This is a genomic window from Bifidobacterium choladohabitans (assembly GCF_016102005.1).
Taxonomy (GTDB): Bacteria; Actinomycetota; Actinomycetes; order Actinomycetales; family Bifidobacteriaceae; genus Bombiscardovia; species Bombiscardovia choladohabitans.
In genome coordinates this window covers 725,116-743,824 of the sequence record NZ_JACFPL010000001.1, presented here as the reverse complement: position 1 = coordinate 743,824, position 18,709 = coordinate 725,116, and the positions used below count along the sequence as shown (strand labels likewise).

Below are 18,709 nucleotides of genomic sequence, written 5' to 3'. Positions count from 1 at the left end.
AATTAAGCAGTTGCTCTTGCGTGGGTAGCATGTGATGGGACGCTTTGTGATTTCAATGAATTTGCTTTCATGGGAGAGGAGTAGCTATCTTTCCCATTCCTGTCCTCTAGGTTGTTTACAATAGCGTCGATTTGTGTTCTTAACTCTTGTTGACGTCTTACTGTATCGTCAATCAGTCTGTTGATTTTATGAATGTCAACTGCTTCATCAGCGGATGCGGGTTGTACATAGCTGGAAACTGAGAAATTATATTCATTTTCGCTAACGTCTGAATTTGCAACCAATCTAGCTCGGTGATCAGCATCTTTGCGTTGTCTATACCAGTTCAAAATTTTTTGACGGTTAGCTTTAGCAAGTTTATTTTTGTTGCCTGAGTGCACGAATTGATCTGAGGCATCTATAAACAGAATGTTGTTATCTGTTTTGGACTTCTTCAGTACTATTATGCAAGTTGCGATCGTGGTGCCGAAGAATAGATTCGGTGGGAGTTGGATTATGGCATCTATATAATTATTAGTTATTAAGTATTTTCTGATCTTTCGCTCGGCGCCACCTCGATAAAGTACTCCTGGGAATTCGACAATGGCTGCTGTGCCATCTTCAGCCAGCCAGGAAAGAATGTGCATGGTGAATGCCAGATCCGCTTTGGATACTGGTGCTAGCACGCCCGCTGGTGAAAACCGCGCGTCATTAATGAGAGTCGGGTTGTTTTTGCCATCCCATTTAGTGGAATAAGGTGGATTGGATACTATGGCCTCGAAGGGCTCTTCATTATCGTATGCAGGTGATGTCAGAGTGTCCCCATGAGCTATGTGAAACTTCATATAGTTCACATTGTGCAGGAACATGTTGATTCTTGCCAAGTTATATGTGGTGGGGTTAATTTCCTGGCCGAAGAACCCCTGCTGCACGTTACCTTCACCTAGTACTTTATTGAACTGAAGCAGAAGGGAGCCGGATCCGCAGGCTGGGTCATATACCTTGTTGACATGGGTTTTGCCGACTACTGTGATTCTGGCCAGCAGTTCCGAGACCTCTTGGGGGGTAAAGAATTCACCGCCGGATTTTCCTGCTTGAGAAGCATACATATTCATCAGAAATTCATAAGCATCACCAAAGGTGTCTATCTGAGTATCGTCGTCAAACCCCAGCTGCATGTCACCAATAGCTGTCAGCAGTCTGCTGAGCTTTTTGTTACGCTCAGCCACAGTAGGACCCAGCTTGTTGCTATTGACGTCCAAGTCATCAAAAAGCCCCCTGAAGTTATCCTCGCTAGCCGTTCCTAGGGCCGATTTTTCAATATTCTTAAATACGCTCTCCAGAGTCTCATTCAGATTCTCGTCTTGAGTAGCATTGGCTTGCACGTTGACAAACAGATCAGAAGGGAGGATGTAAAAACCCTTTTCTGCGACCGTGTCGTCGCGTCCAAGTTCTGCCTGTTCGTCGGATAGCTGTGCATAATCGAAATCGCTATTGCCCGCTGCGTGTTCAGCTGCATTAAGATAGTCTGTCAGATTTTCGGATATGAAGCGGTAGAAGAGCAGCCCAAGGACATAGGATTTGAAGTCCCAGCCGTCCACAGAGCCCCGTAATTCATTTGCCATTTTCCAGATAGTCTTGTGTAATTCCGCTCGTTGGATTTCCCTGGTATCTGCCATTCCATGTGCTCCTTGTGCTCCTGCATGTGCGATATCAAACAGGCAGATCATGCTGCTGGACGGACCGCACATATTTATAGTCTCAGTATATGGTTATCGATCAGGACAGAGAACAGCCAAATTAACCAGTCGGGTAAAGTCCGCAGGCATAGGGCGACCGCATCAACTGGTTGATGGTATAAGACTATGTTCAGGCACGTTTACCTTTATCTTTCTTTATTTTCGGTCTTTAGTCTGGCTCCTGCCATACGGAAACGGAGAGGAGCCGATCATGCATTACATATTACGGACCGAGGGGCTGACCAAGGTCTTCGGCCATGGGCAGCGGGCCGTCGACCAGGTGTCCCTGCATGTACCCGAGGGCGGAGTCTACGGGCTTCTGGGCCCCAATGGGGCTGGCAAATCCACCACTCTGAAGATGGTCACAGGCATGCTGCGCCCTAGCGGCGGGTCCATGATCCTGGATGGACACCCTTGGTCGCGCCGGGACCTTTACGACATCGGTGCTCTGATTGAGCAGCCGCCCGTCTACCCCAACCTGACGGCCCGCCAGAACCTCAAGGTGCGCACCACCCTGTTTGGCCTGCCTGATGAGCGGATCGACCAGGCGCTCTCCATTGCCGGACTTGTCGATACGGGCTCCAAGAAGGCTGGGCAGTTCTCCCTGGGCATGAAGCAGCGCCTGGGGATAGCCAACGCCATCCTGACCAAACCTCGGCTGCTGATCCTGGATGAGCCCACCAACGGGCTGGATCCGCTGGGCATCGAGGAGCTGAGAGGGATGATCCGCAGTTTCCCCCAGCAGGGGATGAGCGTGATCGTCTCCAGCCATATCCTCTCCGAGGTGTCGGTCCTGGCGGATCACATCGGCATCATCGCCGACGGCCGCCTGGCCTACGAGAATGAGCTGCATGCCGGGGAGGACCTGGAGGGGCTGTTCATGGATGTGCTCAGGAGGTCGCGATGAGCAGCAGGAACCTTGAAGAACTGACCCAAGATAATGTGGCTGCATCAGGCGACCAGATCGGGACGCGGGTCAGGGCCGGAGGCATCCCCTTCGGCAGGATCCTGGCAGTAGAGATCATGAAAGGTCGGTCGGCCGCGCCGAGGCGTATGGCCCTGGCCTTTCCTCTGGTGCTCATTATCATCATGGCTGTCCTCGTGTTCGGACTGCATGTCTGGTCGCCCTCTTCGGTCAACTACTGGTATGTCCTGCTCCTTCCAGCCATGGCTGCCCTGATGAGCGCCGCCGTGGCCAGCATCGACGCAAGGCAGCAGTGGAGGACGACCCTGGCCCTGCCCGCCGCGCCCATTCTGGTTTGGTGGGCCAAGATCGTCTACTGCCTGTTCCTGGTCGGCGTCGCCACCCTGCTGGCTCTGGGCCTGCCGGCGCTCATGATCGCCATCTCTGGAGTCGAGGGGCCCTCTCCGGCTGATTTTGTCATCAGCGCCCTGATGCTGGTCCTGGCCTGCTCCTGGATGATACCGGCGGGATTGGCGCTGACCGCCAGATTCGGCATCCTGATCGGATTCGGCCTGCCTTATATGGCGGACCTGCTGGTCTCGACAACCTTCTGGGGAAACCAACGGCTATGGCCCTTCCTGCCGCCCTCCGCCATGATCAGCCTGCCAGTGCCTTTCATGACGGTCATGCCCGATGGCGTGCCCCTGAAAATCGAGAGCAGTAGTCCGATCAAGACCGCACTGTCCGTCTTCGGCGGTCAGAGCCTGACGGCGCTGGCGGTCTGTCTGGTCTGGTTCCTGCTCCTGTCCCTCCTGACGGGAATCTGGTTCTCGCATAAGGAGGCCGACTGACATGACCGTGCACTACAGACGCGCCGCCAGACAGACCGTTCCGACCAGGCAACCCAGGACAACCATCTGCCGGGCCATAGTCTCGGAGGCCGGACGGCTGCGCGGATCAGCGCTCATCCCCATCCACGCCGTCTGCGGGCTGGCGGCCGGGATCGCCTGCGGCGCCTACTTCGTTGCAGCCCCTTACGACCCCGGGTTCGGGACCGATGCCTTCTTCCAGATTCTGGGTGCCTTCATGCCCCTGATGGTCGCCATCATCGTCGCCTTGAACATCGAAACCGAGCGCGAGGCTGGCGACATGGCCAACCTCCTGGGGATTCCCAGCCGCCGCCTGGGCCTGACAGCCAAGATCATGGTGCTCTGGATCTTGGGCCTGCTGGCTCTGGTCCTGGCCGCCCTGGCCTTCCGCCTGCCCATGGCTCTGGCAGGCCGGGCGGGGACGCCGGTCTCCGCCCTCGCGCTCGCCATCCTGGGCATTGCCGGGGGTTCCCTCTGCCTCTACCTCTTGGCCATAGCCCTGGCCATGCGTTTCGGCAGGAACCTGACCATTGCCGTCGGGGTCGTCGGCACTGGGACCGCCATCGGCTCCCTGGGAGGCCTGCTCAACGGCCTGTACAGTCACACCCTGGCCGGGGCCGGCCCCACTGGGGTCAGCCGGTGGATCCCCTTCACCTGGCCCGCCCGCTTCGGCTCCCTGGGCATTGAGCAGGCCTTGGCCCTGACCATGCCGGGAGGGGACGGCCTACGGGTCTCCATCGGCGTAACTGCCTTGGATAATCTGGTTCCCTGCCTGGACTTTACCCTGGCCTTGGCCGTGGCGCTCATGCTGTGGATCGGCTGGTTCGAAGACCGGCACAAGGCCAGCGATTAGACTGGGCTGAGAAACGCCTGACAGGCATGTATGCCGGCTGAGCCGGGGGAGGCCAAGCGCAGAGAAGGAGCCGATCATGGTTGACACGCAGGCCGACCTTTCCCATGGGGGCGATCGGCATCAGGCCACCATCCTGGTGGTGGACGACGATCCCAGGATCACTGCGCTGCTGATGGCGGCCCTGTCCAAGGACGGCCACGCGGTGACCGTGATCAACGATTCCCGAAAGGTTACGAAGATGGATCTGTCCTCGGTCGACCTGATCCTGTGCGATGTCATGATGCCTCACATGGACGGCTTCGCCCTCCTGGCATCCATCAGGGACCGAGCGTCCTGCCCGATCATCTTCCTGACGGCCAAGACCGACGAGGACAGCGCTGTGCTGGCCTATGGCCTAGGTGCCGACGATTACATACGCAAGCCCTTCGGCGTAGCCGAACTCCGCGCCAAGGTCAGGGCGCGGCTGTCCCAGGGCAGCCGGTCCAGACGCCCGCTTCTGCGTTTCGGCTCCTTGGACATGGATCTTCAGACGCGTCAAATCAGAGTGAATGGGCACAAAGCCAATCTGACGGATGCGGAATACCGCATATGCGCCCTCTTGGCCCAACATCCTGGGCGGGCATATACGCCTCCGCAGATATGGGAGGCCTGCCTGGCCACGGCGGACGACTCGGCCGCCAATAGTCCAAACGGCGATGCCACTGCAGCGGTCAGGGTGCACCTGAGCAATGTCCGGCGCAAGTTCAAAGCCCTGGGAGCGGATCCCATCAGAACCATCTGGTCGGTGGGGTACCAGTGGGCGGCCTGACCGGCGGCGGGCCCGGATCGCCACAGAGGCGGAGCAGCGAGGGGAAGGGTGCGTCCGGCCGCAAAGGGATCCCCATTGTTCTGCTGATTATCAGATACTTTCTTTATGTGCTCCTAGCACTGGTCCTGCTCTTCGCCGGCATCGACGCGGTCTGGACGGGTCTGGGCGCCAGGGGCGACTTCCTTTGGGCCAACTACGGCGAACGGCACCTGGAGGAGGTGGGGCGCACCATCAGCAGTTCGGCCACTGTGGACGACGCCATGATTCCCGCAGCCTACTGGTACCGGACCTATGACCATCGAGGACGTCCCTTGGAGGGCGACATGGGCCCTGGCATGGCGGCTGATGCGGACCTGTTGGCGGCCGATCATCCTGAGCGCGGGGCATCCACGCTGGTGGAGGAGCAGGGAAGGAAGACCGGCCAGCCGCTGGGCACCCGCGTGGGCAAGGAAGCGACGTATGCCATCTATGCCACGGCTGATGGAAGCCGGTGCGTTCTGGCTTATCAGATCATGCCGCAGTGGGTTTCGAAGCAGGCCCGTGACCGGTACCCCAACCCTCAGGACTTCCTGCTGGCGGCATTTGCGGCGGCCCTGCCGATTACTCTGCTGGCGGTCGGGCTGAGGGCAGCTCATGTCATATCTTCCAAGCTCAAGGTTTTCAACCAGGTGGCTGCCGATATAGGGCGCCAGGATCTGGAGGTCGGGCTGCCCCGCACCAACATCCTGGAGATCAACCGGGTGCTGGACTCCTTCGACCGGATGCGCGTCACGCTCAGGAAGTCCCTGGAGGCGACCTGGACGGCACAGGAGGCCCAGCGGCGGCAGGTGGCAGCCCTGGCTCACGATTTGAAAACGCCTTTGACCGTCATGCGAGGCAATGCAGAACTGTTAAGCGAGACCGAGCTCAGCCAGGAGCAGCAGACCTACCTGGGTTATATCGAGGGTGCCATCCGTGAAATGGCTGACTATGCCCAGGCCATCAGCCAGGGCTCCATGGGTGCGGCCTCCGGACGATCTGGGGTCGCCACAGCTGTCCTGAGGGATATGGTCGACAATCAAGCCCAAGGCTATGCGAAAGCCCGGGGGCTGCGGCTTGAGAGCGATGGCCGTCTGGATTCCGCCGCTGGTCACATTTCCGGTGATGCCGCTGACCTTGTCCGAGCGATCATGAACATCGTTGCGAACGCGGCTGACTACTCGCCGGACCATGGCCTAGTGACGTTGACCTGGAGGCTGGAGGGTGGTCAGGAGGGCGGGCGAGCCTTAGTGGTGACCGTGCGTGACCGGGGTCCAGGTTTCAGCAGCCGGGCTCTGGCCCATGCCACGGAATGGCTCTATCAGGCTGACAGCAGTCGGCACGGCTCCAGCGGTCACCATGGCATCGGCCTGGCTGCAGCGCGGTCGACTGTGGAAAGTGCAGGAGGCCGCCTAATCCTGGCCAATGCAGCCAGTGGCGATGGCGCAGCAGTCACTGTATCTTTGCCAGTGCAGTGAATTCAGCGGAGCTGATACCGGTCACAGCAAACTCGGTGTCCAGTTAAGAATTGCGCAGTGGTAAAGATTAGGAAATAGTGTTAGTCGTGGGCTATTAATTATAAAAACATCAATTATTTAGTAATTGATTACAGAGGTTTGCCATTCTTTAGTAGATCTGTATGTTACAGATAACAGGAATTATAAATTTGTAGGGACTGTAGGGACCTGCATGTAAAAATCAGATGACGCTGAACAGAGCGATCGGTCGCTGGAGGAGGTTGTGCGTTCGATTCAGCACAAGGGTTGTGAAAGCCAATCGATAGAAGCCAAAGCCGCCAGCCAAGGGCCTCCGACGGTGTATGACTGGTTGTCGTCGCTGTTCGGCCAGGATGAGGGCGGCATCGCTGTGTGTGGGCTTGACGAGAATCTTAGTCTAGGTTGTCGGTGTCCGTGACGTACAGGAGCTGGAGAAGGCAATAATGGTACAGGGGGAAGAGATGAGTCCCACAAGGTCAAGCCGATTATAGCGAAGGCCTGATTGACGGCAAAACGGTGATTTTGGTTTCTGTTAGCGGCAGATGCATGGATGAAAGACTAATCTACCACAAAACAACAAGCACCAGCACAGGCGGTCATGCCCGGATCCAGGATGCCGATGCCGCATGAAGCCTACACAGCTAAAAGAAACTGAGGTTTTCGGGACTTCCGATGCGATAATGTTTCGGTAGATCCTCAGACCGATGCCAATATGTTGAGCCCTGAAAGACGCCGTATTTTCATAAGCCGCGCTCAACGGAGTGCACCATCTAGTGCAGAGGCAATCATATCCAAAGAACACGCAATCAGATCAAATTCAATAGATGGACATAATGCATGATCAGGCGGCATAGTCAAGGGCAGGGCCTGCAAAAACAACGGGGATGTGATCGTGTTGCAGTCTGCGCGACCGTTAATAGTGTGAACTGCTGGTTTTGAAACTGCCATTGTTTATTGAGTCTACGTGACCGCCTACATCTACTTCCTTCCTCCTAGCACAATGCACTAATAAAGAAAAAGGGACAGAATTATGCGCAGATCAGGAACGAGAAGTGGGAAGAGGACGACCGGAGGAGCTCTAAGACCGTCGCCATGGCCCGAGATGCAAAAATGCCGAAAGGACACGACCGACATAATGCACTGGCTGTACCCTCTTTTTCCTCCTTCCAAGCGCTTTCGTATCATCCCATCATGGCTTAGGGAAGACCGGAGCGCACGGCATCTATTAACTTACGCATACCCGTTTAGATTATTATTGAGTGGCTGAAGTCAGGTTCAGTCTCTTAGGTCTATAGGAAATCATCATCATTGAGATCAGATAATCATAAAAAAGATAGCTGATTGGTTGTTCGGAACAGCATGGGTTATGTTTTGAGAATGAGCAATTCCGAGATTTGTTCCTGTACGACCTATGGAAATTCGCGTGCAACTTCTTCAGCTAAACCTTGCCGTTAGATACTCAACGATCAGTTCAGCAGTGACTACGTATCATGCTGAAAATTAAGCAACCAATTAATTTCATCAAAGATATCTTTAGAAGGCAAGACGAAAGTGTGAGTCGCCTGTTCTCTAGTTGAAATGAAAATCCTGCCGCCAGCGGCTCGTATTTTCCTCGCATATAGATATATATCCGAATTATTCACATTAGTATCAAGTTTATTAACAGCAATGCATATGGGAGGATAAGATTGGTGGGCAACATTTTCCAGAGGAGACCAAGATCTAAGATATTCAATTTCTCGAGGATATTGGGTTCTTCCAAATTCCTCTTGGTCTATAGCAAGCCTAGGGTTTCTGTCATTAAGAACTGCTTTTAGCGGCGAAATAAATGGTGCCACTAAGTATGCGGCATCATATAGATCAGGGCGTTGGTTTAATGCTGCAGCCGCTATCGCTCCTCCCGCACTTGCTCCCGCAGCAATGATGTGCACATCATCCCCAGCACATTCATGTTTTATGGATATAGACACCGATATATAATCATTTATGGCGTTTTGTTTGTTACCCCTCTGGCCGGCGTGATGCCATTCAGTCCCAAGCTCGCCTCCTCCCCTGACATGCGCATAGGCTATATGCATGCCTCTGCTCACCAGATATTGGATGGATGAATCGTATGTAGGATCAAGATTTTTCCCGTAAGCGCCATATACCAAAAGAACCACTACTGTGTTATTAAGCGGAGTTTCTCTCGTGTTTTTAGGACAAATCAATGTAACAGGGATTTTTGCGTTATCGTATGATAGGGGAGTAAGAAATCTAATATAATGATTTGGTTCAATCATTTGGTGATGACGGTCTAGCCCCTTGTGCCAATCAACAATGCCCTTTCCTATATAGGCATATGAAGAGACTTTGCAAGCCGGACAACAAACATCCACCATCATTTGGCAATGCTGAGGACTAAACGCCTGTACCAGAAAAAGCGAAGTATGATGCACGCTTGGTTCCGTTGCTACCATCTTCCATTTCACTTCGCCTGGTTCATTGATGACGCTCATCCAGGTTGTCCATATGATATTTTCATCACCGCCTGTGCGGATAACCAGAAGAATCTCGTCGTTGAAAATCGCATAGTCAGTGATGATGCCCTTGACGCTTACATGGACATATTTCCAAGCTTGTGGTCTCAATAAGCTCTTTTCTCCGTTAACAACGATGATGTATTGCTGGTCTTCTCCATCATTTCCGTACCCAATGAAGTACGTGTTCCCTTTAGCACTTACATCTTGAACTTTTCTCAGGCCATTGACGTTTCGCGAGCATAATTGAGGGGAATCAGCGAGATGACCATCAGTGTGTATAAGGAAGGTGCTGTCTCCCTCATGCAGAAAAAGAAATCTGCGCGAAGGTAACACATCTATCGTGGCCCATTTCCCTACTGACAAAGTCTTAAGGTTAACATCTAGAAATGGGAATGCTGTACGTCTCTTCCTGAGTTCTTTGGGACTTCCATCTCTATCGAGCGATAGATAGTACAACCACGAATCATCAGGCGATAAGCAGACATCACTACCTGCGGTATTGACAGTCGTCAGTAAAGTGGCTGTTTCTAGTGCTATTAGATTCAACTCGTACGACGAATCCAATTCAGAGTGGAGGATGGAGACGGCGATCTTCCCGTTGAAGCCGATTTGCAATCCATAAAATCGGTTAATGACGGAAGCGCTTAATTTGCAGGCGATTTTTGGGTGGCGTTCCTTTGACTTGTCCCCGCATGAAAGCCTTTCAAGAATGAAATCGTTATTGGAATTGCTTGTTTCTGAATACCACCAATCGCCAATGCGAAACGGCTTGCTATTGTCCATTGATGCATCTTTCCTGCATGTGACTTAAATCAATGTCATCCATCCCTGTATTCCTACACAATTGTTGGTACAAAGGATTGTTCATGCTCAGATCAGCATGTGTCCCAACTCCGTTGATGGTTCCACTGGCCAAAACTATGATTCTATCTGACGAAGCGATCGATTCTAATCTATGAGCTACCATAACAATTGTCTGCTCGGGAAAATTGGCATGAATAACTTGTGTGACCAACTCCTCGTTTTTAGCGTCTAAATTAGAGGTTGTTTCGTCAAGCAAGATAATTGGCCGCTTTATGAGCAACAACCTTGCCAGGGCCAAGCGTTGACGTTCACCACCACTCAGCAACACACCGCGTTCGCCTACCAAGGTATCCAATCCATCGGAGGTGCCTCTCACTTTTTGCGCGAGGTTCACCTTATTCAAGGCATCCCAGCAGTCTTCATCAGATACGTCGTTCTTGTTCATCGCCAAATTCGTTCTGAAAGAACCAGAATAGATAGGGGCATCTTGTTCAACATAGCCGATCAGAGAATGTACATAAGAGGAGCTAAGCGTTGAAATGTCAACACCATTAAAGAGAATGTGGCCATGATTCGGCTTATAGAATGCCTCTATGAGGGCCAGCATGGTTGATTTCCCTGCTCCGGATGGTCCGACTATCGCGTAGACGTCACCGCCTTTCATATGTACACTTACATCATTCAATTGGAGCTTGCCACGATTTTCTTGTGTGTCATCATAAGAAAAATCAACATGGTCAAAATCGATGTCAATCCGATCGGGGTTGGGGATCTTCCTTTGGAGCTTACAGGACACTGCTCCTGCTGACGTTGCATCTTCGGTCGACATTCCCATTATTGCTTGAATTCTGGAGTATGCGCCCAACGCTCTGAACAGGCTGCTAAATGCCGACGAAAGTGTCGCCATAGGTGTAAACATCATTTCTAAGTACATAGAGAAAGTTACCAGTTGCTGAACAGTCATCACCCCTTTGACCACTTGGAAAGCGCCGATCCCCAATACAATCATTAGGCACAACTGCATTAAGGCCATTCCTGATGGCTGTATTAGTGATTGCTTCTTGGAAATTAGACGACCAAATGTGTACGCTTGTTTGGCCTTTTCGCTGATTATGTCGGTCTCCTGCTCTGTAGCGTTGAAGGCCCTGATCGTTTTTAAACCCATCAAAGCATCAGTGGCTGCAGACGTCATATCTCCTATGGCCGTTTGAGCCCCTCTGGAGAAGTCTTGTAATTTTCCGGATAAGACTACCAGTAAACCGACGGTAACAAGACAGGTCGAAAGAGAGATAACGAACATGACGGGACTGATTATGACCATTCCCACACACGCGCCTATGAACACCAGTAAAGTGCCAAACACTTCTGGTAATCCATCGGTCAGCAAGCGCTTCAGCTCATTTGTATCAGATGAAATAATAGAAATTACGTTGCCTGTATGCGACTGGTCCAGATCTTTGAACGGCAAATGCAGAATATGCATTACTAGAGACCGTCTCATATCGTTCAACAGCAGGTAAGCGTCAAAAGAAGTGATTGCTGCGCCGGACAGAAACACTCCTGCCAACGCTATTAGAGGGGCACTGCGGATCGCATGTTATGCTGCACGCGTCCAAGAATGACATTGACAAGCTGTGGCTGAGCCAGATTTAAGAGGGCGCTCGCTATACTTAGCAGACTAACCGTGAATAAAACACCCTTATGGATTTCAAAAGGCGGGGCACGTCTATCAAAGATGCGGTTTTCTCATTACTATTCCGCTTGTGTGGCGACATTTTCGTCCTTTGTTGGGGGTGGTTACTCACCGACTGCACGTGATATGACCCTCACAGAATCCTCGGAACGCGCGCACAGCGCCTGCACGCCTGTGACGAGGGCGCCTACGACAATAGCGAGGAGTGCGATGACCGCCCAATATCCCCATTGAACGCTTATCTTTGCGCTTCCCAGATATCGTTGCAGCATGAAGGCGGTGCCGCAGGTGCTGAGCAGTGTGATGACGAAGGCGAGCAGCACCGAGGTGACCATCGAAATGAGACCATCGAGGGCTCCCAAAATGCGCAACTGTCCGGTACTGGCACCGGATACGTATGTCAGCGCCAGATCCAGGCGTCGCCCTCGTGCGGTGATCATCAGTCCGGAGATTGCGCCCACCAAAGCGATGATGAGCGCAGGGCCGAGCATGGCCATCAGGTTCGTCAGCATGTGTGGGTTCACGTTCATGGAATGGCCGTTACTGGCGAAATTCTTGAGGCTGTCGGTCAGCGTATGCAACACACCAGAGAAAGTCATGAGCAACGACAAGCCGGCCGTCATGGGAATGATGGTCGCGTTCTGTCGTTGGATCCTCCCAACGGCCTGCTGCCTAGCGAGTTTCCAGGTGCTGAACGGCAGGGGGAGAAGATGCGTCCATCCTTTGGTGAACCAGTGCATGACATAGGGAGCCAGAACAGCCAATGCGAAGATCAGGAGGAACATGCCTCCCATGGAGAACCCAATGAATCCTGTCACTCTGGACTCTATGGGATTCCTGCCGGAAATGTGCGTGGCGAGCTCGCCAGAGTCTATCTTGCGTGTAGCTGTCCCCGGGATGATGAGCGCGCATATCGCTCCCACGAGCAACGATGCGCCTAGCAGAACACGGAATGCGTTCACTTGTCTCGGCGGGTTTTGTGACTGCCGAAGCGCCTCTATCGGCCTGATCTTGGATAGTGTGCGCACGGTCAGCACTGTGCCTGCAAGGACGGCGACTCCGGCAATGGCCAACCCAGTGCCGATGGATGCCAGCAGCTGGGTTGCTTGATACGTCAGTTTCAGCTCGAATGCTCTGGCCAGGAGGTCGAACAGATATGGTGCTGCCAGCGGCGTCAGGAGGGATGACGCTACTGCTGCCAAGATGAATAGGACGATGATGATAGCCAGATTCCCGAAGAGCAGCTGCCAAGGCGTGGCGCCTTGAAGGACCAGCAATGCTAGTTGGTGCCGACGCTGGTTCAGAGCGGCGGTCACGACCCACAGCATTACGAACACGGCTATGACCACGCTGAACAGCATTGCTGGGCCGGAAAGGTTGGCGCCTAGCCCGGCATCCGGTCCGTGGTAAGCGGCATCAATAGCCCTGCGCGCGGCGACAATAGTGCACACAGCGGTCTGGGAAACGATTAGTGACAGCCATACGCCTGCCCATACGGCCGGGGCTGCTTTCAGATCAGAGAGTGCGCCCCTCATATACCGGCCCCGCTCTCCGCATCGGCGTTCAGCACGTGGCCATCACGGACCTCAACGATCTGGTCGCACTGTCCGGCTACCTCTCCACTGTGGGTCACTATTACTACGGTCCTGCCCGCATCCATAGCCAGACTTTTGAACACCTGCATGACCTTGGCGCCAGATTCCTGATCCAAGGCTCCAGTCGGCTCGTCGGCGAAAATGATATCTGCATCGGAGAGTAGCACTCGTGCAAGCGCGACACGTTGCTGCTCTCCGCCTGAGAGCATCGTCACGCTCCTTTTTTTCTCGTTTGCCAATCCGAAGTACCGCAACATCTCATCCGCTTTTTGCTTGGGGAGTCGACGGCCGCGCAGGGTGAATGGCAGCGCGAGGTTCTCCTCCACCGTCATGCTCGTGATCAGGTTGTAGGACTGAAACACGAATCCCAGATGCCGACGCCGAAACCGAGTGAGCGCGGACGCTCGCATATGCGTGATGTCATGCCCTAGAAGGGAGATGCTTCCGGATGTCGCACGTTCCAATCCCGAAAGGCAGTACAGCAAGGTGGACTTTCCGCTGCCTGAGGGGCCGACAATCCCCGTGATTCTTCCGGGCTCAGCATGGAAGTCGACATGGTCGAGGATGGTGATCGAATCATCCTTCCTCGGAGTCACCGTCATCGTCAATCCATTTGAACTCACTGAAGCACCACTCATCACCGTTCTCCCATCATCGCCGTTCTCGCGACTTATAAATCTTCATCAGAATAATGCTATGGATGCCATACAAGGATGGCACCCATAGACTTACATGACTGTTGTCCTTGCCATCATCAAGGCAAAAATGACAGCCCATGCCATTTTGGTGAATACGTCATCGCAGTGGCATATTTTTGTGGATTAGCTGCAGGTCCATCAACTCCAGATATTATCATGCCCACCGCCGTGGCATGCAAATATGCTGACGCCGCTATGATGAGCGGCTTCATCATTCATGGCGATATTACTATTCTGCAGATCGATAATGTTGTGCATTTTGTCCGTCTCTCTCCTCTCTTTCTCGTGTTTAGTGCTATTTCCAATGGTGTCTCCACTGAAAGGATCGTTAGGGCAGACGGCTGGCAAGAACTACCATGGTTGGCCTATAAGACTATTTACTGCTCAGATAACGCCAGCTGAGCCTGTCGAATAATCACAAGAGGGTCTTAAATAGGATTCTCAGGGCAGATAAGGGTTTTTATGCCAGATGAGCCCAAATTGATTAAAGCTTTTCTAATGAAGATCTAGTATTTTTGGGGGGGGGGGGGGATTCGGCAACTAGGGCGCTGCCAAGTTAAGTGCAGCAAAGATACCGTCTCTGTCATGAGACAGGCCTGAGAATGCATACTGAAGCAAAGGCCTTGACGACTTCGGCCGTGTTTATGTATATTATTGGTTCAACTTGGCAAGCATCCACGCAGCGTTTTGGTCTGGCCGCCTCTGATTTCTTCCAACGGGCCTCTGAAGCGTTGACTACTCCGTGGCATAAGCAGGAGAGTGGCATGACTGGGTTGACCAGCGATCCCAAGCATGAGCAATCGACAGATACCGGCGTGATCCCGACTGCAGGGCAGGGCCATGAGCAGAGGCGCAGAGTGAATGGCCCCGTCCTCAAGGACCCTTCTATAGTAGGTGTCGATCAGGTTGCCCTTGCCCTGAATGTGGACCCCGACCGGGGCCTGGATGAGGCCGAGGCGGCGCGTCGGCTGGACAGGTTCGGTCCTAATGAGCTGGCTGGAGCGCCTCCCGTTCCTGCATGGAGGAAATTCCTTCAACAGTTCAAGGACCCCTTGGTCTATCTGCTTCTGGCAGCCACGGCCATTTCGTTGGTGGCCTGGGTGGTGGAACGCTCACATCCGGCATCAGGAGGCGGGGAGCCCCTGCCCTTTGATGCCATCGTCATCATGATCATCCTCATCCTTAATGCCGCCCTGGGGTACGCTCAGGAGGCTAAGGCCGAGCGGGCTGTGGATGCTCTGGCGAGCATGACGGCCCCGCACGCCTCGGTGCTGCGAGGCGGCCGGGTGGTCAGCCTGGAGACCAGCAGGATCGTGCCTGGTGATGTAGTAGTCCTGGCTGAAGGCGATTCGGTCGGCGCCGACGGAAGACTGTTCCAGGCCGCGGGTCTGCGCGTGGCCGAGGCATCGCTGACCGGCGAGTCGCTGCCGGTGGGCAAGCGGCCCGGTCGGCTTGACCAGCCCAAGGCTCTGGGTGACAGAACCAACATGGTCTTCAACGGCACCGCAGTGACCCAGGGGAACGGGCGCATGATCGTCACCTCTACTGGTATGGACACCCAGGTCGGGAAGATCGCCGACATGCTGGCTGATACCCAGGAGGAACCCACGCCCCTACAGAAGGAGATGGCCCGCGTCTCCAAGCTCCTCGGACTGGCCGTCTGCTTGATTGCCGCCCTGGTTTTGGCTGCTTTGGCCCTGATGGAAGGCTTTCAGACAACCCAGGATCTGATTGATTCCCTGCTCATGGCCGTATCCCTGGCCGTAGCTGCTGTGCCGGAGGGGCTGACGGCCATCCTGACTGTGGTTCTCGCCCTGGGCGTGCAGCGCATGGCCAAGCATCATGCCATCGTCAAGAAGCTCAGCTCGGTGGAGACCCTGGGATCGGCATCAGTCATCTGCTCCGACAAGACAGGGACTCTTACACGCAATGAAATGACCGTTGAACGGGTGGTCGTCCCCTCGGGGCAGGTCAGGCTCACTGGCACCGGGTACGCTCCGGAGGGAACCATGCAGCCGGTCGAGGCCAGTGGGTCAGATGATCAACAACTGACAGATACCATTGGTTCATCTCTGGCTGAGGCAGTGGAAGAGACCCTGATGGTCGGGGCCATCGCCAACGACGGAGACCTGCATTGGCAGCCGGTCGAGGCCGAACCTGATTCCCAGACCCAGTCTGGATCCGGGCAGGGTCACTGGCAGAGCGTCGGCGATCCCACGGAGGTCTCTCTGATTGTCGCCGCTCGCAAAGTCGGCGCTGATGCCAAGGCTGACGGCTACCGTCGTCTGGCTGAGATTCCTTTCACGTCCGAGCGCAAGCTCATGTCGGTCCTGGCCGCTCCGCGTGACGGCAGCGAAGGGCAATCGCGCCTCTTCTGCAAGGGTGCTCCCGATGTGCTGCTCGGCCGGTGCGACCGGATTCTCGAAGACAGCCAGGTCAGGCCTATGACTAGCGCTGACCGGGAGAGGATACTCGCCCAAGTCAGCAGCCTCTCGTCGGATGCCTATAGGACTCTGGGGCAGGCTTTCCGGCCTATATCTGACCATGAGCTATTGTCCCTAACCGAAGCTGACGAAGGGGAGAGACTGTCAAGCACGATTCGGACAGACCAGACAGACCAGACAGACCAGTTGTCTCGGATGTCTCAGCATGCTCCAGCGGTCCGTCTGTCCGCGGATAAGGTGATCCAGGAAAGGACTCGACTGGAGAGCAGTCTGATCTGGACGGGCATGGTCGGCATCATCGACCCGCCCCGCACCGAGGTCCGCCAGGCGGTGGACCAGGCTCACAAGGCCGGTATCAGAACGATCATGATCACTGGCGACCATCCACTCACCGCAGCCAGAATCGCAGGGGACCTGGGCATCATCAAGCCTGGACAGCCCGCCTGCACCGGCGAGCAGCTGGATGCCATGGATTCGGACCAGCTTCGTGAGACCACCTCCAAGGTCTCCGTCTACGCCCGCGTGGCCCCCGAGCACAAGCTGAGGATCGTCGAATCGCTCCAGGACCAGGGCAAGGTCGTGGCCATGACCGGCGACGGCGTCAATGACGCCCCTGCTGTCAAGACCGCGGACATCGGCGTGGCCATGGGCATCACCGGAACCGAGGTCACCAAGGAGTCAGCCAAGATGATCCTGGCGGACGACAATTTCGCCACCATCGTCCAGGCCGTGAGAGAGGGCCGGGGCATATTCGACAACATCCGCAAGTTCCTGCGCTACCTGCTCAGCTCCAACATGGGAGAGGTTTTCACGGTCTTCGGCGGCGTGGTCTTTGCGGGGCTTCTGGGCATATCGCAGCCCGGCATGGCGGGCGTGACCGTGCCGCTGCTGGCCACCCAGCTGCTCTGGATCAACCTCCTGACCGATGCGGCCCCCGCGCTGGCCATGGGTGTGGACCCGCAGACCGATGATCTGATGGATCGCCCGCCCCGATCCATCAACGACCGGGTGATCGACCGGGACATGTGGGTTGACATCATCTACATAGGCCTGATCATGGCCGTGGTCACCCTAATCGGCATGGACATGCACCTGAGCGGCGGCCTCTTCACCGACAGGTCCGTCCAAGCGATCGGTCACGAGGCACAGATCAGGGAGGCGCGGACTATGGGCTTCACCATCCTGGTCTTCGCCCAGCTCTTCAACGCCCTGGCCTCCCGCTCCTCCCGCAAGTCGGCCTTCCTGGGGCTCTTCAGCAACCTCTGGCTCTGGGGTGCCATAGGAATCTCCATACTGCTCCAGCTTCTGGTGATCTATGTGCCCTTCCTGGGCGAGGCTTTCGGCACCGTCCCCCTCCAGCCCCAGGCGTGGCTGGAGTGCATCGCCCTGGCCTCCCTGGTTCTAGTGGCTTCGGAACTGCGCAAGCTGTTCAACTGGGCAGTCAGACGACTGCGGGCATGATCGCCCTTTCCCGGTGCGGTGACTGCACTTGCTCTCGCTGCACCAGATAAGGGCACAGTTTGCGCCCTACTTCATCTTCCGCAAAGCCATTATGGATCAACTGTGTGCCACTTCATCACTCTTTTCCATACAGAGGTAGTGTTGAACAAAATTATCAACATTGACACTGTCGGTTTCATCTGCTGTTTGACCTATTTTTCAGCTCTTCTGCATGACTGGCAGCTGTTTGCGAGACAAGGGAAGACAGAGCATCCAGGGGCATAATCGTAGAGTTTTGAAGGAAATTCGGCTGTGTTGAAGCTGAAAACAAAAGATGACGAAAAGCTAATTTGACAGTGAGACTTATTTATCAGTATAATAAATTTGACTCTAGTTACTATGGCAGTACTAAGGAGGTCATAATGTTGTTAAAAAATCTAAAAAAGAAAGGCATGGCTGTAGCTTTAGCGCTTGCTGCATCACTTAGCTTTGCACCAGCTGCATTTGCTAACAATCACGCGGATACTGGATGGAGCGCCTATCTCTCGAGCTGGCAAACTAGTGATACTCCAAATCGTCAAAAGCAGGATGCCAGTTCAGGATACATCAAGGCAACCAGTGTATCCAATGGCCGTACAATTTGCAGCTGGATGCTAGGTTATTCCAACGAAGATGTCAATTCGGCAACTGTGAATCTGAAATCTGGCCAGTACCAATATGTACACAACTATGCATATCAGAAGTTTGGGAGAAAACAGGTCCATATGAGGTTGCAGCACGCATATGCCTATTCCGGGACCACACAGGCCTATGGTGTGTGGAGTCCTGACTCAGCCTGAGACAACGG

General features: G+C 54.4%; 13 protein-coding genes. 8 read left to right on the top strand and 5 right to left on the bottom strand.

Going from position 1 to position 18,709, the window contains the following annotated elements; translation table 11 throughout:
* Positions 1-2: 2 nt before the first annotated feature.
* Positions 3-1,658, bottom strand: coding sequence for a type I restriction-modification system subunit M (locus tag H3S97_RS03120; protein ID WP_198219580.1), 1,656 nt, complete (start codon positions 1,656-1,658; stop codon positions 3-5).
* A gap of 271 nt (positions 1,659-1,929) precedes the next feature.
* Here H3S97_RS03120 and H3S97_RS03115 point away from each other — a divergent pair, with 271 nt between their 5' ends.
* The 5 genes from H3S97_RS03115 (at position 1,930) to H3S97_RS08490 (ending at position 6,648) form a co-directional block, all read left to right on the top strand.
* Positions 1,930-2,625: a lantibiotic protection ABC transporter ATP-binding protein gene (locus H3S97_RS03115; protein WP_198219579.1), complete on the top strand. Its 696-nt coding sequence runs from the start codon at positions 1,930-1,932 to the stop codon at positions 2,623-2,625.
* Positions 2,622-3,473 (top strand): ABC-2 family transporter permease, encoded by an 852-nt coding sequence (locus H3S97_RS03110; protein ID WP_198219578.1) that lies wholly within the window; start codon positions 2,622-2,624, stop codon positions 3,471-3,473. The genes H3S97_RS03115 and H3S97_RS03110 overlap by 4 nt, the downstream gene beginning before the upstream one ends.
* A 1-nt stretch (position 3,474) precedes the next feature.
* A complete protein-coding gene (locus tag H3S97_RS03105) occupies positions 3,475-4,344 on the top strand; it encodes an ABC transporter permease (protein WP_198219577.1) in 870 nt (289 codons plus the stop codon).
* A gap of 76 nt (positions 4,345-4,420) precedes the next feature.
* Entirely contained in the window at positions 4,421-5,152 is a 732-nt protein-coding gene (locus H3S97_RS03100; protein ID WP_198219576.1) for a response regulator transcription factor, read from the top strand.
* 107 nt (positions 5,153-5,259) lie between these two features.
* Positions 5,260-6,648, top strand: coding sequence for a sensor histidine kinase (locus tag H3S97_RS08490; RefSeq protein WP_198219575.1), 1,389 nt, complete (start codon positions 5,260-5,262; stop codon positions 6,646-6,648).
* A gap of 1,499 nt (positions 6,649-8,147) precedes the next feature.
* Here H3S97_RS08490 and H3S97_RS03090 read toward each other — a convergent pair.
* The 4 genes from H3S97_RS03090 to H3S97_RS03075 all read right to left on the bottom strand — a co-directional run bounded on the left by H3S97_RS03090 (position 8,148) and on the right by H3S97_RS03075 (position 13,918).
* Positions 8,148-9,971, bottom strand: a complete 1,824-nt coding sequence (locus H3S97_RS03090) for a prolyl oligopeptidase family serine peptidase (RefSeq protein WP_082097816.1) — start codon at positions 9,969-9,971, stop codon at positions 8,148-8,150.
* Positions 9,961-11,493: an ABC transporter ATP-binding protein gene (locus H3S97_RS03085; RefSeq protein WP_269749240.1), complete on the bottom strand. Its 1,533-nt coding sequence runs from the start codon at positions 11,491-11,493 to the stop codon at positions 9,961-9,963. Before H3S97_RS03085 ends, H3S97_RS03090 begins: the two co-directional genes overlap by 11 nt.
* A gap of 296 nt (positions 11,494-11,789) precedes the next feature.
* On the bottom strand, positions 11,790-13,046 hold the full coding sequence (locus H3S97_RS03080) for an FtsX-like permease family protein (protein ID WP_198177152.1): 1,257 nt from the start codon (positions 13,044-13,046) through the stop codon (positions 11,790-11,792).
* Positions 13,047-13,216: 170 nt separating this feature from the next.
* A complete protein-coding gene (locus H3S97_RS03075) occupies positions 13,217-13,918 on the bottom strand; it encodes an ABC transporter ATP-binding protein (RefSeq protein ID WP_024627009.1) in 702 nt (233 codons plus the stop codon).
* Positions 13,919-13,993: 75 nt separating this feature from the next.
* On the opposite strand from H3S97_RS03075, the gene H3S97_RS03070 reads away from it, so the two are divergent.
* The 3 genes from H3S97_RS03070 to H3S97_RS03060 all read left to right on the top strand — a co-directional run bounded on the left by H3S97_RS03070 (position 13,994) and on the right by H3S97_RS03060 (position 18,701).
* Positions 13,994-14,380 (top strand): hypothetical protein, encoded by a 387-nt coding sequence (locus H3S97_RS03070; RefSeq protein ID WP_155804679.1) that lies wholly within the window; start codon positions 13,994-13,996, stop codon positions 14,378-14,380.
* Between the two features lie 455 nt (positions 14,381-14,835).
* On the top strand, positions 14,836-17,883 hold the full coding sequence (locus H3S97_RS03065) for a cation-translocating P-type ATPase (RefSeq protein WP_408610419.1): 3,048 nt from the start codon (positions 14,836-14,838) through the stop codon (positions 17,881-17,883).
* A gap of 401 nt (positions 17,884-18,284) precedes the next feature.
* Complete coding sequence (locus H3S97_RS03060; protein ID WP_232356220.1) at positions 18,285-18,701, top strand: hypothetical protein; 417 nt, start codon at positions 18,285-18,287, stop codon at positions 18,699-18,701.
* Positions 18,702-18,709 lie beyond the last annotated feature (8 nt).